The organism is Kribbella sp. NPDC050820, from assembly GCF_040653975.1.
Classification (GTDB): Bacteria; Actinomycetota; Actinomycetes; order Propionibacteriales; family Kribbellaceae; genus Kribbella.
Genome location: NZ_JBFAHB010000017.1, coordinates 52,226 through 74,422, shown reverse-complemented (window position 1 = coordinate 74,422; position 22,197 = coordinate 52,226). Strand labels below are relative to the sequence as shown.

Sequence of the window (22,197 nt, the reverse complement as noted above, 5' to 3'; positions counted from 1 at the left end):
AGGTCTGAACGGCACCTTTCGAAGGAGGATCGTGACCGAGCGGCCGCCCACGCACCAGACAACCCGGCAGACATGAAGCCCGTCGCCTGGATCATCCTGCTCCTCGTCGTCGCCGCCGTGATCGCCCTGCCGTGGGTGCTCAAGCAGCGCCGCCGCCGCGCGGCCGCCGTACAGGTCATCGGCAACGAGCTCACCAGCTGGAGCGACGCCCAGCTGTACGCCGTCTGGTCCGCCACCGCCGACGAGCTCCACCGCGCCGCCCACTCCGACGACGCCGCCACCGCCGCCCGCGCCCGCGAGCTCCTCCTCACCGAAATAGAACGCCGCCACCCCGGCCAAACCGCCACCTGGCTCTCCTCCCCCGAAGCCCTCACCGGCGAACCCCCAGACTTCCTCCTCAACCCCTAGAGCAGGACGGGGTTCAGCTCCGGGGACTGCATGTTGGGGTCGAAGGGGTACATGGGGCGGGCGATGGCGTGGTGACCAAGGGAGAGGAGGTCTTGGTTGACGCCGCCGGGGGTCAGGGCCAGGAGCCAGTCGGCGGACATGGTGTAGAGCTCGGGTTCCAGGTAGCCGATCTTGACGATGACCAGGTCGGCGTCGCGCGGGGACAGGCCGAGGGCGGTGAAGTCGGACTCGAGGTGGTACGGCTTGCGGTGGGTGGTGACGATGATGTGGAGACCGCCGGTGCTGAGGGCGACGGCTGCGTTGGTGGGGTCGAGAGCGGATACCTGAGCAGTCAGGGGAACAGGGCCGCAGGGGACGGAGTCGATCTTGCCGCCGAGGTGTACGTCGATCGTGGCGCCGACGCCGGCCTTGGTGGCAGCCGCGGTGACTTCGGGGTCGACGATGGCGGCGTAGATCGTGGTCAGGTCCGACGACGTGATCGCGGGCATGCGGAGGAGAGCGTCCAGGGTCCACGACGTGTCACCGGCGCCGCCGGCCGTCGGGTTGTCGCCGGAGTCGCTGATGAAGAAGGGCCGCGCGGTGCTTGCCACGGCGCGCTCGACACATTCCTCGAGAGTGCCGGTCGGCGCGACGAACTCGAACTCGTCGTGCGCATCCCAGTAAGCATCAGCAAGCCGCTTCGCCTGCTTGGTGATCACGTCGGCGTCATCACCGGTCACGACGACAGCTGCCTGACAGCGCGGCTCGTCCGCCCACGCGTACCCGACCCAGATCGCCGCATCCAGTACGCCGTCCATCGCCTCGACGTCGTCGACCATCGCGTAGATCCGCTTGGCCGGGTTGATCCGGGTGCTCGTCTTCTCCCCCGGCAGCAGCACCGGCACCTGCACCCACGCCTTCTGCGGACGGCCGCCAGACCGGAGCCGAGCCACCAGGTTGCGTGCTGCGCGCTCCCTCGTGTCCCACGCATCGGTGTGCGGCGCCTTGCGGTAGCACGTGATCAGATCCAGCGTCTCCGCCAGCGAACGCGACACGTTCCCGTGCAGATCCATCGACGCGGACAGCAACGTCGATGGGCCGACGAACTCCCGGATCCCGGCGACGAACTCGGCCTCGATGTCGGTCCGGCCGAGCACGGTCATCGCGCCGTGGAAGTCGATGAACACTCCGTCCAACGGGCCCGCCGTACGCAGCCGGTCGAAGATCTCGCCCGCCAGCTGCTCGTACGTCTCCTCGGTGACCGGGCCGCCCGGGACCGCGACTGCGTGCAGCAGCGGCACCCACTCGACGCCCTCGGTCAGCTCCGACCCAGGCGACAGGAACGCGTAGCAGGCCAGCAACTCGGCCCCGCGCGTCACCCGGAAGTCGTCCAACGTACTGCGATGTGGCGAGAACGTGCTCGACTCGATCGCGATCCCGGCAATTCCGATCCGCAAGGGCTTCATCCGCCCGACCCTATCGGGGCCGGACCGCCCGCACGTAGGCCAGCACCGGCCACCGGTGACCGGTCTCGACGATCTCGAATCCCGCGCCGAGCGCCAGGTCGAGCAGCGGCACGTGCTCGGCCGCATGACGGGTGAACGCACCGATGGCCAGCCGCGACAGCCTCCCCGTCGGCGGCCGGAAGTCGGCGATGACCAACCGGCCACCTGGCTTCAGCACCCGGTACATCTCGGCAAACGCCCGACCGCGGTAGTCGGCCCCGATGTGATGCGCGGCCAAGCACGACACGACCGCATCGAACGAGCCGTCGTCGTACGGCAGCTCCTCCGCGCCCGCTACCCGGGAGGTCGCGTTCGGCGCCGCCCGCTCGTTGGCGTAGGCAACGACCGACGTCGACGGATCGATTCCCTCGACGCGGCCGTCCGGCCCGACCGCCCGCGCCACCCGCCCGCTCAGGTACCCGGTGCCGCACCCGACGTCGAGCACCCGGTCTCCCGGACGGACGTCGCTCAGCCGGACCAGGCCGTCGTACACCCGCCGGCGCTGACCGGCGAACCCGATCGCCGCGGAGATCTCGTAGAAGCGCGGGTTCTCGACGTGCATGTGCTGGTGGTTCATGTCCCGACTGCCTCTCCCGACTTGTCCCAGTTCGAGCGCAGCCGGTCGAGGTAGGACTGCGCCTGCGGGCCGGGCTTCACGCCCCGCGCGAACTTCCGCATGTTGCCGCCGCCGGCGTTGTAGCCCAGGGCAAGCAACTCGTCCTTGGTCAGCTGACCGGTCAGCGTCGACGGCAGTCGCCTGGCCAGGTCGTGCAGGTGCCAGGCCGCGGCCTGAATGGCCAGCGCCGGGTCGTCGGGCAGCTCCTCCCACTTCCGCTTCGCGAACGCCCGGCCGCGCTTGGTGTCGTCGAAGGCCGGCCGGTGCATGTTCGCGATACCGAACGCGGGGTCGGAGTCGATCTGCGCCCACGACCGCTCGAGCTCGGGGTCGTGCGGCTTGTACGACTCGTTGTACAAGATTGCCATCAGCAACTGCGGCCGGATGCCCGCCTGCCCGGCATACTTCCGGACCTGTACGGCGAACTGCGCCGGATCGTAGTCCACGTACCAAGGCTTGGGAGTCGTGCTCTTTGCCGCCGGAGCGGGAGCCGACGGCGACGGTGTCCGGCTGCTGGCCGATGACGTCGGCGCCTGCCCGGACTCGGGTGTATCGCCGCACTGCGCAGCCACCGCTCCCACGGCGACGGCGCCGACCGCGATCCAGACCCACTGCTTCGCCACGACCCCAACCTAGAGCATCAGCGGTAAGCCCGAGCCTGCAACTCGAAGAGCTCCGCATAACGGCCGCCGGCCACGAGAAGCTCCTCGTGGCTGCCGACCTCCTCCACCCGCCCGTTGTGCATCACCACGATCAGGTCGGCCATCCGCACGGTCGAGAAGCGGTGCGACACCAGGACCGTGACCCCACCGGTCTCGGCCGCGGCGACCTTCGCGGCTGCGGCGTACTGCTCGTACAACCGGTGCTCGGCCTCCGGATCCAGCGCCGCCGTCGGCTCGTCGAGGAGCAACAGCAACGGCCGCTCCCGCATGAACGCCCGCGCCAGCGCTAGCCGCTGCCACTGTCCACCCGACAGTTCGACGCCGTCGGTGAACTTCTTGCCCAGTTGCGTGTCCAGCCCGCGCGGCAGCCCGGCGACCACCGTCGCCGCGTCACCTCGCCCGATCGCCGCGAGCACGGCTTGCTCGTCGGACTCCCGCCGTACGTCGCCGACCGCCACGACCTCGCGCGCCGTCAACTCGAACTTGACGAAGTCCTGGAACCCGGCCGAGAGCTGGGTCCGCCACGAGTCCGGCTCGATCTCCGCCAGGTCCACGCCGTCGACCAGGATGCGCCCACTCGTCGGGTCGTACATCCGCGCGAGCAGCTTCACCAGCGTGGTCTTCCCGGCGCCGTTCTCCCCCACCAGCGCAACCGCCGATCCCGCCGGCAGCACCAGGTTCACATCATTGAGTACGGCGGAATCCGTGCCAGGGTAGGCGAATCCGACCTGGCGCAGCTCGATCCCGGAGGTGAGCCGGGCCGGCGCCGGAGTGGTGCTCGCGCGCCACGAGTTGTCCTTCGCGTACGTCCGCAGCCAGTCGTACCGGCTGAAGCTGCGCACGACCTCGCCGACCCAGTAGACGTTCTGCGCGATACCACCGGTCATCTGATCCACCTGCGGCGCGAGCAACAGCACAAGCACTACGTCCCCGGCCGTCTGCTGGCCGTTGCGCGCCCGCGCGATGATCCAGATGACGGCCACGGCGTACGCGAGACCGAAAACCAGCCGCACCGACCCGTCGACCTTGCCGCCCCAGCGAGCCGCCGCGACCCGGCGACGGAAGCGCTCGGTCTGCAACGCGTGGATCCTGTCCAGCAGCACCCGCCCGAGCCCGAAGACGCGCACCTCCAGCCCGCTGCGCGGATCCTTGGCCACCTCGATCAGCCGATCGACGAGCCGCTCCTGCGGCAGCGAGTCCTCATACGCCTTGTGCCACCGCGTGCTGCTCACGTACGCCGACCAGATCCGCGCGGCACCGAGCAACGGCAGCAACAACAGCAGCGGATGCACAGACCCGAGCAACCCGAGCACGGTCACCGTGTTGGCCACGGTCGCGAACGCCCACAGCAAGACCTCGGCACCCACGCCCATCCGCCAGGCACGTTCGCGGACGAGCTCCAGCCGGTCCGCGATGTCGGGGCGTTCGTGATGGGTCAGCCCCGGGATCCCGGTCGTCACGTCCAGCAGGTCGCGGTGCACGCGGCCGGCCATCCGCTCCTGCGCGGTGTCCTGCAGCGGCCAGCCGATCACGTCGGCGACGAACGAGATCGCCAGGCCGCCGACGATGATGCCGATCCCGAGCGCGATGGTGTCCGACTGGTTCCCCGCGATCCCCTCGACCAGTTGGCTGACGCCGTACGTCTGGATCGGCGCGGCGATGGCCCGGGCAGCGACGAGCACCGCGGAGATCGCCATCAGCCACGGTGCGGCGCGGAACGAGGTGGAGAACCACAACCAGGTGATCCGCAGGCTACGCATCGAGGGCCTCCGGAGCGTCCGGTGAGGTCACGTACCGCTCGGCCTGCAGCCGGAACATGCCGGCGTACATCCCGTCCTGCTCCAGCAACCGGTCATGCGTGCCGTCCTCCACGATGCGCCCGTCGGCGAGCACGCAGATCCGGTCGGCGTTCCGAACCACCGAGAACCGGTGCGAGATGATCAGCGACGCCACGCCCGAGGTCAGCTCGAGATACCGCTCGACCAGCTCGGCCTCGGCCCGCACGTCCAGCGCAGCCGCCGGCTCGTCGAGCACCAGCACCCCGGCCCCGGCATGGACGGCGAACAGCGCCCGGGCCAGCGCGATCCGCTGCCACTCGCCGCCGGACAGGTCGACGCCGCCGTCGAAGGACTTGTCGAGCACCGTGTCCCAGCCGTCGGACAGGCCGCGGACCACTTCGTCGATCCCGGCCTCCCGCGCGGCCTTGGCCAGCGTGACCTCGTCATCGACGCGCTCGACCGCACCGAACACGACGTTGTCGGTCACCGACAGCGGGAACCGCAGGAAGTCCTGCACGATCGCGGCGATCCGCCGCTGCCACGCGGCCAGGTCGAGCTCGGCGAGGTCCACGCCGTCGACCGTGATCCGGCCCTCGGTCGGCCGGTAGACACCGCCAAGCAGCTTCACCAGCGTGGACTTGCCGGCGCCGTTGACACCGACGAGCGCGAGCGCCTCGTGCGCGTGGATGGTCAGGTCGAGGCCGCGGAGCACGTCGACGTCGGAGCCGGGATACCGGAAGCTCACGTTCTCGAAGCGCACCTCGCGGGCCGGCATCGTCTCCACCCGGTGCCGCGTGGTCGCGGCCGGCTCGGGGTGCCGCTCGGCGATCGTCCCGGGCAGCTCGGCCATCGCCCGGTACGCCGACAACCCCCGCTTCACCTGGACGACGCCGTACCCGTTCGCTGCCACGCTGATCGACAGGATGGCCGGCACCGTCGTCGCGACCTCGGTGAGCGGCAGGTCGCCGGCCAGTGCGGCGCGGCCGACCAGGAGGATCGCGGCCCCGGTCGCGGCAAGGTTGACCGCACCCGCCAGGATCGACCACCGCACGTTCCGCGCGCGTCGCGCCCAGACCGCCTGGAAGCCGAGCGTCCACTCCCGCACGTACCGGTCGACGAGCCAGCCGTGCAGCCCGAACACGCGCAGCTCCTTCGGCGCGTCGCGCATGCCCAGGTTGAACAGGTACTCCGCGCGCCGCTGCTCCTCGGTGTTGCCCCACCAGACGTCGATCTCGCGCGCGATGAGGCGACCGAAGTGCCACTCCAACAGCAACGCCACCACGACCAGCATCGCAGCGACGAGCCAGGAGAACATCACTCCGACGATGACGCCCGACCCGATCAGCGTGACCCGGCTGGCGAGCAGCCAGGGCAAGTTCCCCAGGCCCTGGGCGAGGTGGAAGCCACCTTTGCCCTTCGCGCGCTCCTGCAGGTCGAGCACCTCGGCGTCCTCGAGGTGCGTGACCCTGCTCGGCCGCAGCAAGGGCTCTGTGATGCCGGTCCCGATCGCGCGCACCAGCGCCGCGTCCATGGTCTGTGAGGCCACCTGGTGGATCGACGGCGTCAGGCTGTCGATGACGAAGACGGCCAGCAGCGCCGCGAGCATCCAGCCGAACCCACCGAGCGGCTGCTCCGGGCCGGCGTCGATCACACCTGGGACCGCCCCGACGACCTGACCGGTCAGCAGCGTGACCGCCATCCCCAGCACCGAACCGAGCACGGCAAAGCCCATCGTCAACGCAGTACTACCAGGTGAGACCCGCAGCGCGTACCGAAGCAGAATCACCATTCCACCGACCGTAACGACCCCCACCGACAAAAGCATTCGAGTTTCCCCTCGGCAGACCGTCACACATCGCGAAGCTGCCCGGTCCTACTGGTGAGGGCACAGCTGAGAGGTGGGCAAGTGAGCACAATCGCGTTCCTCAACATCGCCATGCACGGGCGGGTCAACCCGACGCTGCCGATCGTCGCCGAGCTCGTCCGGCGCGGCCACTCGGTCAGCTACCACACCTCCCCCGCGTTCGCCGCGGAGATCGAGGCCGACGGCGCGAAGGTGTGCCTCTACCCCGGCGGCGACCAGCCATTGCCCGACCCGCCGACGCCGATCTCGCTGCTGGAAGGTCTCGCGCGCACCGCCGTCCACGTGCTGCCGACGGTTCTGGCCGACCTGCGTGCCAGCCGGCCCAACCTGATCGTGCACGACTCGGCCTGCCCGTGGGGTGCGATCGCCGCTCGCGAGCTCGGCGTACCGGCGGCCTCGTCGTTCACCACCTTCGCCTTCAACGAGCAGGTCCCCAGCCCGACTGCCGCGTCGTGGCAGCTGCTGTCGGAAGCTCGGCTCAGCAACCTGACCGGCTACGTGCGGGCGCGCTGGAGGCTGCGCCGCAAGTACGACGTGCACGGGCTGCCGCTGCTCGACCTGGGCAACATCCAGCAGCCGCTCAACCTGGTCTACACCTCGCAGGCGTTCCAGCCTGGGTTCGAGGAGTTCGACCAGACCTTCCGGTTCGTCGGACCGAGTATCGGTGCTCGCCCGCCCGACCAGTCGTTCCCCATCCATGAGCTGCAGGACCCGGTGCTCTACGCCTCGCTGGGCACAGTCTTCAAGGCCAATCCGCAACTACTGCGGTCGTTCGCCACTGCACTCGCCCCACTGGGCGGTACTGTGGTCGTCGCGACCGGTCAGACCGATCCCGCCGCGCTGGAGCCGCTGCCGTCCAACGTCCTGGTACGGCGCTCAGTGCCACAACCAGACGTACTCGCGCGAGCCGCGCTGTTCATCACGCACGGCGGTATGAACAGCGTCAACGAGGCCATGTACGCCGGTGTCCCGATGCTGGTCGTCCCGCAGGGTGCCGACCAGCCGTTGGTCGCCGCCCGCGTCGAACAGCTCGGAGCCGGTCTGTCGCTCCGCAGCCAGGACGTCGCCGAGGACACTGTCCGGGACCTCGCCCGGAACCTGCTCGACGACCCCAGCTTCACCACGGCTGCGAGCGTCCTGCAGGGCGCACAGCACGAGGCTGGTGGCTACCTGCGCGCCGTCGACGAGTTGGAGCGCTACCTGCAGGCCGCTGAGCCGGCCACGCCCTGGCGAGGCTGACGATGTCGGCTGTCCTTGTACTGATCCTGGTGGCTGGGCTGTCGGAGGCCGCTGGCCGTGTGCTGCCGCTGGTAGCTCGCCGTCCTTCCATGTCGCACTTCCACGTCATCGGGTTGCTGCTCACGGGAGCTCTCGTCGAAGCCACAGTGATCGCACTCTGGCCGGTGACCGCCGCGGCGCTCGCCGAGCTGGCAACCGAAGGCGCTGTCGAGCTGTCATGGACGGCCGGTCTGGTCGCTCCACTGGTGCTCGCCGCCATCCTCGCTTTCCCCATGCTCGGGCCGGCGCTTCACCTCCTGCTCCTGATCGGAGTCGGCGCCGGCCTGACCGGCCACCTCGCAGACGCCTCCGGACTCAGCTGGGGAGCCAGCGCGCTCTGCGTGGCCGTCGCAGGCTTCGGCCTCGCGCTCGCTGTGGACCTCGTACGGCGTCTGGTCGCGGCACTGATCGCGATCCGCATGCCGGAGCCGGTCGCATGAACGGCTTCCTGCTCTGGGGCGGTCTGATCGGCCTGACCCTCATCGTCGAAGGGCTGTTGGCGCGCTACGAAGTACTGGCGTACAGCGTCGGCTGGCGCGGTCTGATCACCGAGCTCCCGGCCGACCTGCCGTACGCGCGGGGTGCTGCCGCCGACCGCCCTCCGGATGCCTACCTGGTGTACCTCGACGGGATCGGGAAGCGGCAGTTCCGCGACACGCGTGACGGCGGCAAGCTCGTTCAAGGGCTGATCGCAGGCGCACCCGAACTGCGGGTGCTGGGACAGGTCCAGCCGTACTCGCCACTGGCGGCCCCGCTCGCTCAACGCCCGGTCTGGGCCTGGCTGCGGCGGCGCGCCGGCCTGCTGCTGTTCCTGCACAACGTCATGCAGACCTTCGTCGCCGCCGACCACAGGTACCGGCCGATCTACAACCGGGCCGTTGGCAACCAGATCGTCACCCAGCTCCAGCTGGCCGGCTACCAGCCCGACAGTGGCATCCCGGTGGTGCTGCTCAGCTACAGCGGTGGCGCTCAGGTCGCCACTGGAGCTGTCGACGAGCTGCACACCCAACTACGCGCACCGCTGCTACTCATCATGCTCGGCGGCTTCCACAGCGGCGCCAACGACCTCACCCATGCCGAGCACCTGCACCAGCTCACCAGTGCGAGCGACCGCATCGAGCGGGTCGGCACCTGGATCTTCCCGCAGCGGTGGCGCTTGTACCGCCGCAGTGCATGGAACCGAGCGATCCGGGACGGCAAGATCACCGTGCATCGGCTCGACCCGGCGACTCATGTCGGGCCGCGCAGCTACATCAGCCCGACCGCGCAGCTGCCCGACGGCCGCACCCACCTCGAGCGCACGACCGACACAGCCATCGAGCTGATCCGCGACTACTGCGCCGACAGAGCCAAGACGCCAGGCTGACGGCGGCTCGGCGGCGCTGGCTCACGCATCGAGTGCACGGGGCCGGTGCCAACTCCGGAGCTTTTCCGGGTTCAGGACGACCCACACCGCGGTCGCCTCGGCCCCGGCGACACTCAGGCTGATCACGGCCACGGCTTGCTCGGCTCGCCGCAGTACGACGCCCGCTTGGCCGTTCACCGGCTGGACGGCCAGGTCGGCGTCAAGCAGACCGCTCAGCAGCGCCGCGACGAACCGAGCGGCTGCGCGTGCGCCATGGACCGGGCGGATCGAGGCCCGCACCTTGCCGCCGCCGTCGCTCACGACCACGGCGTCAGCGGCAAGGACAGCCTCCAGGGCGGCCAGGTCACCCGACTGGCAGGCCGCCGCGAACCGCCGTACGACGGCCGTGTGCTGGTCGAACACCCACTGACCGGCCCGCCGCTGCACCGCCGGTGTCGGGCTGGGCGGCGGCGGACCGGGAACGGCGAACCGCAGCTGTGACGTGGTCGCCGGGACCGTGGCCGCTGCCGCCAGCAGCTCGAGCGAGATCCCGCCGGCCACCCTGGTCAGCCAGGCCCGCGGTACGGCGATGGCGACCCGCTGCTCGTCGTCCAGGTCGTACCAGCGCCGGTAGGTCTCCTGGACGATCCAGTCCGCCGTCGCGGCCGAGCCGAAGATCCACAACGCGATCTCGAGCAGGTGCCGGCGCTCGTCCAGCATGTCCGCCAGCGACGCGGCAGCATCCCCGTCGTACTCAGGGTCGACCACCTGCGGTCTCCGTTCTCTCGGTGCCTGCAGCTAAGACAGGTACGACCCCGCGGTTGTGACTCAGATCGCTCCGAACGGGTCAGGACGGCCGGGGAGCGCGGCGGTCCTGCCGCTCGGCCAGCTCGTCCTCGTCCACCAGGACCAGCATCGGCTGGTTCGGGTCGCACAGCATGGTGACGAGGAACCGGACGGGTACGTCGTCGCGCGCGTTGCCGTCCTGGTAGTGGATGACGTCGCCACCGGGCTCCCAGAACGTCTCCCCGGCGCGCACGATCCGCTCCGGCTCACCCTCGAGCTCGAACCGCATCTCGCCCTCGAGGACGTAGCCGAACGCCGGTCCGCCCGGGTGCCGGTGCGGCGGCGCACCCGGGTCGCCCGCCGGGTACTCCACGACCACGGTCATCGCGTGCGCTCCGGCCGGGATGAACGGCGGCTCGGCCTCCTGCAGCACGGTCAGCGCTGTCTGCCAGGCGTTCGATCGGGGTGTCTGCTCCGTGGTCACCACTACCTCCAGGACGATCGGGCACTCGTACCCCAGCTATGACCGCCCACTGTGGCCCGCTGTGACATGACCCCCGAGGCTGATAGGGAGTGGACGGTCAACGAGGGAGGGGTTTCTGTGTCTGAGCACACGACCGGATACGCGCCCGTGAACGGGCTGCAGATGTACTACGAGATCCACGGGTCGGGCGGGACGCCGTTGCTGTTGCTGCACGGCGGGCTGTTCGACATCGACCAGCAGTTCGGGGAGCTGCTGCCGAGCCTGGCCAAGGACCGGCAGGTCATCGCCGCGGACTTCCAGGGGCACGGCCGGACGAACGACATCGACCGCCCGCTCGGGACCGTCGACCTGGCCTCGGACGTGGTCGGGCTGCTGCAGCACCTCGGGGTGTCCAAGGTCGACGTGTTCGGCTTCAGCGTCGGCGGCGCGGTGGCGCTGTACCTGACCATCAAGCACCCGGAGCTGGTCCGCAAGGCGATCATCTCGTCGGTGTCGTTCCACCCCGACGGCGACCGGATCGAGAACACCGAGGCCGTCGGCGAGATGAAGGTGGAGATGATCGCCGGCACGCCGATGGAGGCGGAGTACCTGCGCAAGTCGCCGCACCCGGACCTGGAGCACCTGCAGACCCTGCTGACCAAGCTCGGCGGATACGACAAGGGCGTGACCGGCTGGTCCGACGACGACATCCGCGGGATCGCCGCGCCGACCCTGATCACGGTGGGCGACTGCGACGCGGTGAAGCTGGAGCACGCCGTACGGTTCCTGCAGCTGCGCGGCGGTGACGTGAACGGCGACTTCGTCGGTGTGCCGTCCTCGCAGCTCGCGGTGTTCCCGGGGACCACTCACTTCACCGGCCTGGCCCGCACGGAGCTGGCCCGCGACGTCGTCCTGACCTTCCTCGACGCCCCGATGCCGGAGGCCTGACCCGCACGGGGGAACCAGTTCCCTCGCCTGGGGGATCCCGGACGCCGGCGGCGGGAGCATGCTCCAGACATGCTGAAAACCTGTCGCCGGTGGCCGGAGTGGGTCGGACGCGCCACGCAAGTCTGGGCAGTCCTGTACGGCGCCCTTGCCGTCTACTGGACCGCTGGCGGCCGGACGGGCTTCCCGGTCGCGAACCTGCAGGGCGACGCGCCCGGCGGAGTCACCGGCGGCACGGCGATCGCACTGCTGCTGGTGACCGGCTGTGTCGCCGCAGTGATGTCGGCCCGGTCGACGTCCCGGATCGCTGTGCTCGGGCTGGTCTTCGCGACTGCCACAGCCGGGGTCGGCACGTTCGGACTGGTGCTGAGCGGCGTCGGCATCGTCGCGTCCGGGACAATCGAGCGTCCGTTCGCCATGGTGACCCAACTGGCGGCCCTGGGCGGGGCAGTGCTGCTGTTCGCGACCGCACAGGCCCAGTCGCGCCGACGCCGGGACCGGTGCCCACGCTGCGGCGGTCACCACCCGCTGCCGCTCAGGCCCACTGCACCCCTGTCGCGGCCGGCCCGGCGACCGTCGTCCACGCGTAGCCGCCGTACGTCGTACGTCCTCCTGCTCGGCCTCTTGCCGTGGGCAACCGTGAAGACGATCTGGATCGTCGGTGGATCCGCACTGGGTGTGACGAGCAGCGAGTGGCGCTCCACGATGGACAGGAGCGACCAGTCGGAGCTCACCCGGCTCCTGGAGACCGTCGGCATCGACATCACCGTCCTGGCCGCGCTCGCCGGCGCCTGCCTGGTCGTGGCACTCCTGCACACCTACCGTTTCCCCCGCTGGCTCCTGCTCCTGCCCGCCTTGACCGCAGCGGCCAGCCTCACGCTGTACGGCGTACCACTCGTCATCTGGGGTTCGCTCACGCTGACCGGTGTGGCGCCCGCTGCGGGTGATCCGGGACCGTTCACGGCGTCCGGCCTCGCCTGGATGGTGGTCTTCGGCGGGCTCGCGTTCGGTGGGCTGGGAGGCGCGCTGGCGATCAGCGCGCGGTCCTACCTGCGCCGTACTCGGCCGATTTGCGCACCCACGGGCTGGCGCGACGGCCGGCTGGGGCTACGATTGGGATAGCACCGAACGTCGGCAACCCTTCACGACGCCGATTGCCCCGCGAGGGTGCACCAGCGACGCAGTTCACGGCCGCCTGTCCAGCGGTCGCGAGCCCCGTCGGAAGCCAGCGTGTTCGTCGCGCCGGTCTGAGCATCGAGTGCCGGTGAGCACCCCGGTCACTCGGCATCGCGTCGCGTGGTGTGCCGCCGTGCGGTGGTGTGTTCGGCTGCGGCACCGGTGCCGCGGCAGACCGAGGAGGATTCTTTGGCCCGACGAGGCCAGCGCCAGTCCGGCGCTACGCGTAGCGCCACCCCACGCCGGCGTCGTGTCCGCGACGCCGAGGGGATCATGCCCGTGCTCGCCCGCGCCGTGCGCGAGGTCGAGGGCGCCGTCCAGCGCGGCGCCGTCCAGGCGTCCGTGCGGACCAAGTTCCAGGTCATCGCGCTGCTCGTGCGCGAGGAGCGGGCCCGGGTGAACGCCGACCAGTCGGCCGCCGAGGCCGACCGCACCAAGCAGCTGCGGCGGCTCGACGGGATCGCGACGATCCTGGCCAAGACCGCCGCCCGCGACACCTCGCTGCTGGCGCTGCTCGCCGAGGACGCGACCGTCTCCCCCGCGGCCGCCGCGCTCAAGCGCGAGATGATGCTGGACGCCGGTCTGGAGGTGCCTGCCGAGGAACCGAAGCGCCCCGAGCCGGCGCCGGCCAACACCTCGACGGCGCGCCGCGTCGTACCGCAGTCGGTGGTCCAGCGGCAGCTCGCCAACCCGTTCCTCACCCCGGACTTCTCGTCGCCCGCGCCGAAGCAGGTCCGCCCGCAGCGGCTGGCGGGCTGGGAGCTGCTCGGCCCGCTGTTCAAGTCGTTCGAGTACGCCACCGCCTCGGCCAGCAAGTCCCTGCCCGAGCCGACCTCGCTGCGTGCGGCGAACGGCCAGGAGCTCATGCGGCACCAGGCCCGGCTGATCGCGGCCGTCGCGAACGGACACCGGACCTTCCTGCTGGCCGACGAGCCGGGTCTCGGCAAGACCGCTCAGGCGCTGCTGGCCGCACAGGCCGCCGACGCCTACCCGCTGCTCGCCGTCGTGCCGAACGTCGTGAAGACGAACTGGGCCCGCGAGGCCGGCCTCTGGACGCCGCGGCGCAAGCCGACCGTGATCCAGGGCGACGGGGACACCATCGACGGGTTCGCCGACATCGTCATCGTCAACTACGAGGTGCTCGACCGGCACGTCGGCTGGCTCGGCGACCTCGGCTTCCGCGGCATGGTCGTGGACGAGGCGCACTTCATCAAGAACAAGAAGTCGCAGCGCTCACAGAACGTGCTGCACTTGTCCGACCGGATCCGGTCCCGGACCACCCGGCCGCTGCTGATGGCGCTTACCGGCACGCCGCTGATCAACGACATCGAGGACTTCGCGGCGATCTGGCAGTTCCTCGGCTGGATCGACGACAAGAGCCCGCGCGCCGAGCTGACCGAGAAGCTGGAGGAGTCCGGCCTGACCCCGGCCGACCCCGGGTTCTACGCGGCCGCACGGGCGAGCGTGATCGACCTGGGCATCGTCCGGCGCCGCAAGGTCGACGTGGCCGCCGACATCCCGGCGCGCCGGGTGGCCGACCTGCCGGTCGAGCTCGACGACGCCGCCGGCCGCTCGATCCGGGCCGCCGAGCGCGAGCTCGCCGACCGCCTGGTCGCTCGCTACCACGCCGTACTCGCGGCCCGCGACGGCGGCGACGACGTCGACGGCATCGACCACGACCTGGTCCGCCGGGTGGCCGAGTGGGAGCGCGCCGAGTCGGCCAAGTCAAAGTCCGGCGACAACATCTTCAACCTGGTCCGCCGGATCGGCGCGGCGAAGGCCGGGATGGCCGCCGACTACGCGGCTCAGCTGGCGCACAACGTCGGCAAGGTGGTGTTCTTCGCCCGGCACATCGAGGTGCTGGACGCCGCCCAGGACCTGTTCACCGAGCGCGGCATCCAGTACTCGTCGATCCGCGGCGACCAGTCCCGGACCACCCGGCAGAAGAACATCGACGCGTTCGTCAACGACCCCGAGGTCTCCATCGCCGTCTGCTCACTGCTGACGGCCGGTGTCGGACTCAACCTGCAGGTCGCGTCGAACGTCGTACTGGCCGAGCTGTCCTGGACGAACGCCGAGCAGGAACAGGCCATCGACCGCGTGCACCGGATCGGCCAGTCCGACCCGGTGACGGCGTGGCGCATCATCGCCGCGCAGACGATCGACACCCGGATCGCGGACCTGATCGACAGCAAGGCCGGCCTGGCCGCCCGCGCCCTCGACGGCTCCGACGAAGAGATCTCCTCCTCCGCCGACTTCCAGCTCGAAGCCCTCACTGCCCTCCTCACGAAGGCCCTCACCGACTGATCGGCCCGTGGCGGCTGGCGAACAGTTCGGCGAGGTGCAGGGTGGGGACCTGGGCCAGGTCGTCGAGCTGGAAGCGGCACGACATTCCGTCCGCGAGTACGACGGCGTCCGGGTGGGCGCGTACGGCGGGGAGGAGGTGGGTTTCGGCGATGGCGACCGAGACTTCGTAGTGGCCCGCCTCGACACCGAAGTTGCCGGCCAGGCCGCAGCAACCGGGGACCCTGGTCACGGTGGCGCCGGCGCGTTGCAGGAGATGCTGATCCGCCGACCAGCCGAGCACGGAGCTCTGGTGACAATGCGGCTGGGCGACGACCTCGACCCCGGTCAGGTCGGGTAGTGGAAGGTCCAGCTTGGTCACCAGCTCGGCAAAGGTGAGCATGCCGTCGGCGACCAACTTCGCCTCAGGCGCGTCGCTGAGCTCGAGCGCGTCACTCCGCAGCGTCGCAAGACACGACGGCTCCAGCCCGATCACCGGCACACCTGAGGCCACGTACGGCGCGAGCGTCTTGACGGTCCGCCCGATCATCCGCCGCGCCTGCCCAAGCTGCCCGGTGGTGATCCACGTCAACCCACAACAGGCATTCTCCCGAATCACCCGCGCTGTGAGCCCACTGGCCGCGAGGAACCGGATCGCCGCCAACCCGGATTCCGGGAAGAAGTGGTCGGTGAAGGAGTCCGCCCAAATCCAGACATCAGGCACCCCCTGCGCGCGGCGGGCTGAGCGTTTGAGGGTCTTCTTGGCGAAGGGTGGGATCGAGCGGCGGGGGTCGATTCCGGCGATGCGTTTGGCCAGTTGCGCGATGGGACCGCGCGTCGAGAGCGGCGCTGCGAGGCGGGCCCAGTGCGGGAGTCTGCCCAGGGTGTAGTGCGAGCGAGGGCGCCGTCTGCCTTTGTACTTCTGGAAGAGGGCTTCGGACTTGTACGTGGCCATGTCGACGCCGGCTGGACAGTCTGAGGAACAGCCTTTGCAGGACAGGCACAGATCGAGGGCCTCGTCGACGGCTGGATGGTCGAGACCGTTGATCAGCGATCCATCCAGGGCCTCCTGGAGGACGCGGGCGCGGCCGCGGGTGGAGTCCTTCTCGTCGCGGGTTGCCAGGTACGACGGGCACATAACGCCAGTCGTCTTCGGAGCGACGCAGCGGCCGACGCCCGTGCAGCGGTGGACCGCCGCGCCGAAGTCGCCGCCGTCGTGGACCAGCCGCACACCCGGACGCTCCGGCGTGGTGCGCGGCCGGACCGGTCGGAGGTCGTCCGTGATGGACGCCGGGTCGACGATGACGCCGGGGTTGAGGAGGTTGTCCGGGTCGCAGATCTGCTTCGCCTGCGCGAACAGTCCGATCGAGGTCTCGTCGTACATCATCGGCAGGAGCTCGGACCGGACGCGCCCGTCCCCGTGCTCACCGGACAACGATCCGCCGTACTTCTTCAGCGTGGTCGCGCACTCGAGCATGAACTCCCGGAAGCCGGCGGCGCTCCCCGGGCGACCGGGCTCGAAGGGAAAGTCGATGCGGCAGTGCACGCAGCCGTCACCGAAGTGACCGTACGGATACCCGTGCAGGCCGTGCGACGCCAGAAGCCCCTCGAAGTCACGCAACCAGGCGCCGAGATATTCAGGCGGGACCGCCGCGTCCTCCCAGCCGGAGTGCGCGGGCGTCGGCAGACTCACGCCTGCAAGGCCGGCGCCGTCCTCACGAATCCGCCACAACGCAGCTGCCTCGCCCGCATCAATGACCAATTTCGTCTCGAGCGCACCGGACGCGGCCGCGAGCCGGCTGATCAACTCAGGCGCGTCCTCACCAACGACCTCCGCAAACAGCCAGCCCGCACCCTTCGGCAGCTCCGGCACCGGCTTGCCCTGGCTGCGCACGAGATTCACGATCCGCGCATCCATGCCCTCACAAGCGATCAGGCGCCCCGGCACTGCTGCAAGCAGAGCCGGTACGGCGTCCGCCGCGTCGGCCATCGTCGGATAGCCGAGCACGAGCAGCAGCCGCCCCGGCTCGTCCGGCACCAGCCGAACGGTTGCCTCGAGCACGGTCCCGAGCGTGCCCTCGCTACCCACCAGGAAGCGATCCACCCGCCCTCCGTTCTCCGGCAGCAGATGCTCCAAGCTGTAGCCACTCACCTGCCGCCCGAACCGCCCGAACGACGTCCGCACGTGAGCCAGGTTGTCCGCCACCAACCCCAGCAACCGGTCAGCCGTGGTGCCCCCGCCGGCGTCGTGGGTTTCTCCGTTGCCGAACAGGACTTGTAGACCCTCGACGTTGTCTACTGTTCGGCCGTAGCCGAGGGCTCGGGAGCCGCAGGCGTTGTTGCCGATCATGCCGCCGATCGTGCAGCGGGTGTGGGTGGACGGGTCCGGCCCGAAGCGCAGTCCGTACGGCGCTACTGCGCGCTGGAGGTCGGCGTGGACGACGCCGGGCTCGACCGTCGCCGTACGCGCATCGGGGTCGATGGCAATGATCCGCTGGAGCCGACGGGTGTCGACGACGATACCTGGACCGACCGCGTTGCCGGCGATCGACGTACCGGCGCCACGTATGGTCACGGGGACGCGTAGCTCTCGCGCGGCCGCGTGGATGGCGAGGAGCTCGTCCGTCCGGCGCGGCCGCACGACGACCAGCGGAACGACGCGGTAGAGGCTCGCGTCGCCGGCGTACATCGCGCGGGCCAGCGCAGAGTCGTCGGCCTCGCTGATGCCGCGTGATCGCAGCTCGGCAACCAGATCATTCACACCGAGAAGTCCACCCCCTGGGCGAGCGGGAGCTCACCGGAGTAGTTGATCGTGTTCGTCGCACGCCGCATGTACCCGCGCCAAGCGTCCGAGCCGGACTCGCGGCCTCCGCCGGTCTCCTTCTCGCCGCCGAACGCGCCGCCGATCTCCGCGCCGGACGTGCCGATGTTCACGTTGACGATGCCGCAGTCGGACCCCTCGGCCGAGACGAAGAGCTCGGCCTCGCCCTGGTCGCGGGTGAAGATCGACGACGACAGGCCCTGCGGCACATCGTTGTTGAGGGCAATGGCCTCGGCGAGGTCGTCGTACGTCAGCACGTAGAGCAGCGGCGCGAAGGTCTCGGTACGAACGATGTCGGTCTGGCTCGGCATCGTGACGATCGCCGGCTCGACGTAGAAGGCATCCGGCGCGGCCTCGGCGAGCACCCGGCCGCCACCGGCCACCGTCTTGCCGCCTTCGGCCCCGGCCTGGGCGAGCGCCGCGGTCATCACGTCGTACGCCTTGCCGTGGATCAGCGGGCCGACCAGGGTGCCCGCCGCCATCGGGTTGCCGATCGGGAGGCGTGCGTACGTCTCGACGAGGCGCTCGGTGAGTTGCTGGGCGACGGAGGTGTGCGCGATGACGCGGCGCATCGTCGTACAGCGCTGGCCGGCCGTCCCGGCAGCGGAGAAGACGATCCCGCGCAGGGCCAGATCGAGATCGGCCGAGGGCGCGACGATGGCTGCGTTGTTGCCGCCCAGCTCGAGCAGCGACCGGCCGAAGCGGTTGGCGACCCGAGGGCCGACCGCCTTGCCCATCCGGCTGGAGCCGGTGGCGCTGACCAGCGCGACACCCGAGTGATCGACCAGGGCCTCACCGACCTCCGGCCCGCCCACGACGACCTGGGACACGTCGGCCGGTGCGCCGGACTCCGCCAAGGCGCGGTCGAGCAGCGCCGCGGAGGCCCAGGCGCACAGTGGCGCCTGCTCGGACGGCTTCCAGATGACCGTGTCCCCGCACACCAGGGCGATGGCGGTGTTCCACGACCAGACGGCGACCGGGAAGTTGAACGCGCTGATCACACCGACCACGCCGAGCGGGTGCCAGGTCTCCATCAGACGGTGGCCGGGGCGTTCGGAGACCGTCGTACGACCGTAGAGCTGTCGCGACAGGCCGACCGCGAAGTCGCAGATGTCGATCATCTCCTGCACCTCACCGAGGGCCTCGGAGGTGATCTTGCCGACCTCCGCGCTGACCAACGTCGCCAAGTCCGCCTTGTGCTCGGTGAGCAGCTCGCCGAAGCGCTTGATGACCGCGCCACGGGCCGGAGCCGGGACCTTCCGCCACTCCAGGAAGGCAGCGTTGGCGCGAGCGACAACATCGTCGACGGTGCCTGCCTCGTCCCAGCGCACACCACCTAGGTCGCCCCCGTTGATCGGCGACCGGTGGTCCCGCTCACCGGCGATGGTGGCGGCGTCGACGCCACACGCCTGAGCAGCGGCCAGCGCCTGGGCGCCCAGGATCTCGGGACCGGGAATCTCGGTACGGGACATTGTCGCTCCTTGTGGGATCGGGTGGTCAGACAACGTTCAGCTCCGGGCGCGCGCCGGCCGCACTGAACCGCTCGGCGTCCAGCGAGGTGACGTCGACCACCGGCTCGCGGTCGAGGCAGAGGTCACGCAGCACTTCCCCGATCGCCGGTCCCATCAGGAATCCGTGGCCGGAGAAGCCGCACGCGTACACGAATCCTGGCACGGTTCGCGAGCGGCCGATGACGGCGTTGTGGTCGGGGGTCATCTCGTAGAGCCCGGCCCAGCCGCGGCCGATGCCGACCTCCCCCAGCGCGGGGACGCGGCGCTCGATCGCCTCTGCCAGCGTGGTCAACCAGCCCGGGTCCCGCGACGTGTCGAAGCTCCACGAGTCGACGCTCTCGGGACAGCCGACCAGGAGTCCTTCGCCCTCGCGGTGGAAGTACAGCGAGGTGGTGAAGTCGATCGTGAACGGCGTCTTCGGGTCGAGACCGGGGATCGGCTCGGTGATCGCGATCTGGCGGCGGAGCGGGACCACCGGCAGGTCCACGCCGACCCAGCCGCCGACCTGCGCCGACCAGGCACCGGCCGCGCAAACCACCTGGTCTGTACGAATCGCCCCGGCGGCGGTGACGACCTGCACGATCCGGCTGCCGTCGGTCTCGATCCCTGTGGCCGGGCAGTTGGTGAGCAGCGTCGCGCCGGCTGCGCGGCCTGCCTTCGCGTATCCCTGGACGACTGATTCCGGCGTACAGTGCCCGTCTCGGGGTGACCAAGCCGCGCCGAGGATGCCGGTGCTGTCGATCAGCGGTGAGAGCCGCTTCGCCTCGGCCGCCGAGATCATCCGGCTGTCGCCGCCGGCGGCGTTGTGCAGCGCGACATTGCGTTCGAACACCGCCAGGTCGTCGGCATCGTCGACGAGGAACAGGTAGCCGGTCTGGTGCAGGTCGATCTCGGTGCCGAACAGGTCACCGAACCGCTCGAAGACCTCGAGGCTGCGCAGACCAATTTGGATGTTGACCTCGTCGGAGAAGAACCCGCGGACACCGCCGGCCGCGTGACAGGTCGATCCCTGGCCGAGCGCGCGCTGCTCGAGCAGTACGACGCGCTGCCCGGCCGACGCGAGGTGGTACGCCGTACTGACACCCATGATCCCGCCGCCGATGACGACCACGTCGGCGGCCGCGGGGAGGGTGCGAACGCGACTCATGGCACCCACTCTTTCGCGGTACGGCGGCCGCGCGAAAGCCCCCGCGGGCAAGTATCTGTGCGAGCCCGGCGCCCTGCCGCCAGAACAGGGCGCCGGTCTCGCGGTGGGGGCGCGCTAACGGGACAGCGGTGCTCCGCAGGCGTTGCAGAAGCGGGCTCCGGGTGGGTTGTTGCGGTGATCACAGCCGGGTGGGTCGGCCGGCTGCTGCGGTCCGTACTGCGGCATCGCCGTACCGACGAAGGCTGGTTGCTCCACTGGAACGGGCCTTGTGCGGTTGCGCTGGTACCAGACGAGGACGCCGCCTGCCAAGACGAGCAGGAGGGCCACGCCGCCGGGTAGCCACCACGGGAAGCCTCCGCCGGAGTCGGCGGCCGGCGCCGGCAGCGGGTTGTTGCCGGTGGATGCGTCGTCCCCGGTGGCAGCCCGGGGCGCGACCGGGTTCACGCCGTGCTGGCGCAGGAAGGCACCGAGGTCGGTGGTGTCGGTGATGAAGTTGAAGTTCTGCTGGTCGCGCAGCAGGAAGCTGTTCACGCCGAGCACGTTTCCGGCCTCGTCGACGGTCGGGCCGCCGGACATGCCGCCGCTCAGGTCGGCGTTGACCTCGGTCTGCGGGACGCCCTTCGGCGAGGTCTGCTGCGAGCTCGCCGTACCGGTCTTGAAACTGGCCCGCTGGTTCTCGTCGATCACCCGGCCGACCGCGGCCGGGAACCCGATCGAGATCAGCTTCGTGCCGACCGCCGGGTCCTGCGTTGCGATGGGCAACGGAAGTGCGCCCGAGATGCCGGACACCCGCAGCAGCGCGACATCGCCGTCGTTGAAGGACTTGTAGTCGATGATCTGGGCGTTGTGGTCGAACTTCACCGGCCCGCCGACCGACTCCGGCTGGGTGATGCGGACACGCGTCTCCGGCTTGCTGCCCTTGCTGCCGCCCTCGACGTCCCAGTTCTTGGCGGCGTACTCCAGCCAGTCCTTGGCCTTGGTGATCTGCTTGGCCTTCTCCATGTAGAGCAGCGCCTCGATGATCAGGTCACGCCGGATCTCCTGCGGGTCGACGCAGTGGCCGGCCGTGACGATGTCGCCGGTGGCGCTGACGAGGAAGCCCGAGCACGCCCCTTCGACGACCATCGGCTCCTTGACGACGTCCTCGCCGCCGCCTTCGGTCGGGTAGCGCACGTTCGCGACCGTCCTGATGTGCAGCGCGACGACGCTCTTCTCCAGCTCGGCGCTCTGCACCGGCTCGGCCGCCGACGCCGCGACCGGCGCCATCACCCCCAGCGGCACCAGCAGAGCCGCAACGACGGCAGCCCTCTGCATCCGTCCCATCATGTGCTCCCCGTTCCCCCACGAACGCACAGAGGGGCACACCCCCAGGCAGGCCGGCACCACCCGTGCCACCGACCCTCTACTTTCCCCCCGCGGCCCCCACGACCGCACCTCGAATGTAAGTCCGCAACCCCCACCCGTCCAGAGCCCCACCCCCACATCACCCCGGCGTAGGCAACTAGTTGCTCACGGCAATCCCACCCGGGTGATCCACCATGCATGGTCGGCGACACAAAGTCAGGCGGAGGTGTGTGGCACCAGCACATGGTGTTCGCGGGCGCTGACAAGAACCATCGGTGGGAAGAGT

18 protein-coding genes are annotated in these 22,197 nt (G+C 70.0%); 7 read left to right on the top strand and 11 right to left on the bottom strand.

The genetic code is table 11. From position 1 onward, the window contains the following. Positions 1-72 precede the first annotated feature (72 nt). Positions 73-408, top strand: a complete 336-nt coding sequence (locus AB0H36_RS17595) for a hypothetical protein (RefSeq protein WP_360523619.1) — start codon at positions 73-75, stop codon at positions 406-408. Here the strand turns inward: AB0H36_RS17595 and AB0H36_RS17590 are convergent. The 5 genes from AB0H36_RS17590 to AB0H36_RS17570 are packed head-to-tail and all read right to left on the bottom strand — an operon-like array spanning position 405 to position 6,737. Then, the gene (locus AB0H36_RS17590; RefSeq protein ID WP_360523616.1) at positions 405-1,853 is read right to left on the bottom strand and encodes a M81 family metallopeptidase; all 1,449 of its coding nucleotides are present in this window, start codon (positions 1,851-1,853) and stop codon (positions 405-407) included. The genes AB0H36_RS17595 and AB0H36_RS17590 overlap by 4 nt on opposite strands. A gap of 10 nt (positions 1,854-1,863) precedes the next feature. Beyond that, positions 1,864-2,469 (bottom strand): methyltransferase domain-containing protein, encoded by a 606-nt coding sequence (locus tag AB0H36_RS17585; protein WP_360523613.1) that lies wholly within the window; start codon positions 2,467-2,469, stop codon positions 1,864-1,866. Next, positions 2,466-3,131: a transglycosylase SLT domain-containing protein gene (locus tag AB0H36_RS17580; protein WP_360523610.1), complete on the bottom strand. Its 666-nt coding sequence runs from the start codon at positions 3,129-3,131 to the stop codon at positions 2,466-2,468. Before AB0H36_RS17580 ends, AB0H36_RS17585 begins: the two co-directional genes overlap by 4 nt. Before the next feature lie 17 nt (positions 3,132-3,148). Beyond that, positions 3,149-4,930, bottom strand: a complete 1,782-nt coding sequence (locus tag AB0H36_RS17575; protein ID WP_360523607.1) for an ABC transporter ATP-binding protein — start codon at positions 4,928-4,930, stop codon at positions 3,149-3,151. Further along, on the bottom strand, positions 4,923-6,737 hold the full coding sequence (locus AB0H36_RS17570; protein WP_360523604.1) for an ABC transporter ATP-binding protein: 1,815 nt from the start codon (positions 6,735-6,737) through the stop codon (positions 4,923-4,925). Before AB0H36_RS17570 ends, AB0H36_RS17575 begins: the two co-directional genes overlap by 8 nt. Positions 6,738-6,854: 117 nt before the next feature. On the opposite strand from AB0H36_RS17570, the gene AB0H36_RS17565 reads away from it, so the two are divergent. From AB0H36_RS17565 to AB0H36_RS17555, 3 genes are read left to right on the top strand one after another with little or no spacing between them, the layout of a single operon-like run. After that, positions 6,855-8,051, top strand: a complete 1,197-nt coding sequence (locus AB0H36_RS17565; protein ID WP_360523601.1) for a macrolide family glycosyltransferase — start codon at positions 6,855-6,857, stop codon at positions 8,049-8,051. Between the two features lie 2 nt (positions 8,052-8,053). After that, on the top strand, positions 8,054-8,530 hold the full coding sequence (locus AB0H36_RS17560; protein ID WP_360523598.1) for a hypothetical protein: 477 nt from the start codon (positions 8,054-8,056) through the stop codon (positions 8,528-8,530). After that, on the top strand, positions 8,527-9,456 hold the full coding sequence (locus AB0H36_RS17555; RefSeq protein WP_360523595.1) for a hypothetical protein: 930 nt from the start codon (positions 8,527-8,529) through the stop codon (positions 9,454-9,456). The genes AB0H36_RS17560 and AB0H36_RS17555 overlap by 4 nt, the downstream gene beginning before the upstream one ends. A 21-nt stretch (positions 9,457-9,477) precedes the next feature. Here the strand turns inward: AB0H36_RS17555 and AB0H36_RS17550 are convergent, their stop codons facing one another. Both AB0H36_RS17550 and AB0H36_RS17545 read right to left on the bottom strand, forming a co-directional pair. Continuing rightward, positions 9,478-10,203 (bottom strand): nuclear transport factor 2 family protein, encoded by a 726-nt coding sequence (locus AB0H36_RS17550; RefSeq protein ID WP_360523592.1) that lies wholly within the window; start codon positions 10,201-10,203, stop codon positions 9,478-9,480. A gap of 79 nt (positions 10,204-10,282) precedes the next feature. Next, entirely contained in the window at positions 10,283-10,705 is a 423-nt protein-coding gene (locus tag AB0H36_RS17545; RefSeq protein WP_360523589.1) for a cupin domain-containing protein, read from the bottom strand. A 117-nt stretch (positions 10,706-10,822) separates the two neighbouring features. Here AB0H36_RS17545 and AB0H36_RS17540 point away from each other — a divergent pair, with 117 nt between their 5' ends. The 3 genes from AB0H36_RS17540 to AB0H36_RS17530 all read left to right on the top strand — a co-directional run bounded on the left by AB0H36_RS17540 (position 10,823) and on the right by AB0H36_RS17530 (position 15,112). Then, the gene (locus AB0H36_RS17540; protein ID WP_360523586.1) at positions 10,823-11,632 is read left to right on the top strand and encodes an alpha/beta hydrolase; all 810 of its coding nucleotides are present in this window, start codon (positions 10,823-10,825) and stop codon (positions 11,630-11,632) included. Between the two features lie 69 nt (positions 11,633-11,701). Then, complete coding sequence (locus AB0H36_RS17535; protein WP_360523583.1) at positions 11,702-12,751, top strand: hypothetical protein; 1,050 nt, start codon at positions 11,702-11,704, stop codon at positions 12,749-12,751. 243 nt (positions 12,752-12,994) lie between these two features. Beyond that, positions 12,995-15,112, top strand: a complete 2,118-nt coding sequence (locus AB0H36_RS17530) for a DEAD/DEAH box helicase (protein ID WP_360523580.1) — start codon at positions 12,995-12,997, stop codon at positions 15,110-15,112. On the opposite strand, the gene AB0H36_RS17525 is transcribed toward AB0H36_RS17530, so the two are convergent. The 4 genes from AB0H36_RS17525 to AB0H36_RS17510 all read right to left on the bottom strand — a co-directional run bounded on the left by AB0H36_RS17525 (position 15,102) and on the right by AB0H36_RS17510 (position 21,881). Continuing rightward, positions 15,102-17,849: an FAD-binding and (Fe-S)-binding domain-containing protein gene (locus AB0H36_RS17525; RefSeq protein ID WP_360523577.1), complete on the bottom strand. Its 2,748-nt coding sequence runs from the start codon at positions 17,847-17,849 to the stop codon at positions 15,102-15,104. The genes AB0H36_RS17530 and AB0H36_RS17525 overlap by 11 nt on opposite strands. After that, positions 17,846-19,381, bottom strand: a complete 1,536-nt coding sequence (locus tag AB0H36_RS17520; RefSeq protein ID WP_360523574.1) for an aldehyde dehydrogenase family protein — start codon at positions 19,379-19,381, stop codon at positions 17,846-17,848. The genes AB0H36_RS17525 and AB0H36_RS17520 overlap by 4 nt, the downstream gene beginning before the upstream one ends. A gap of 25 nt (positions 19,382-19,406) precedes the next feature. Beyond that, positions 19,407-20,567 (bottom strand): FAD-binding oxidoreductase, encoded by a 1,161-nt coding sequence (locus AB0H36_RS17515; RefSeq protein WP_360523571.1) that lies wholly within the window; start codon positions 20,565-20,567, stop codon positions 19,407-19,409. Positions 20,568-20,681: 114 nt separating this feature from the next. Next, positions 20,682-21,881, bottom strand: a complete 1,200-nt coding sequence (locus AB0H36_RS17510) for a trypsin-like peptidase domain-containing protein (protein WP_360523568.1) — start codon at positions 21,879-21,881, stop codon at positions 20,682-20,684. Positions 21,882-22,197 lie beyond the last annotated feature (316 nt).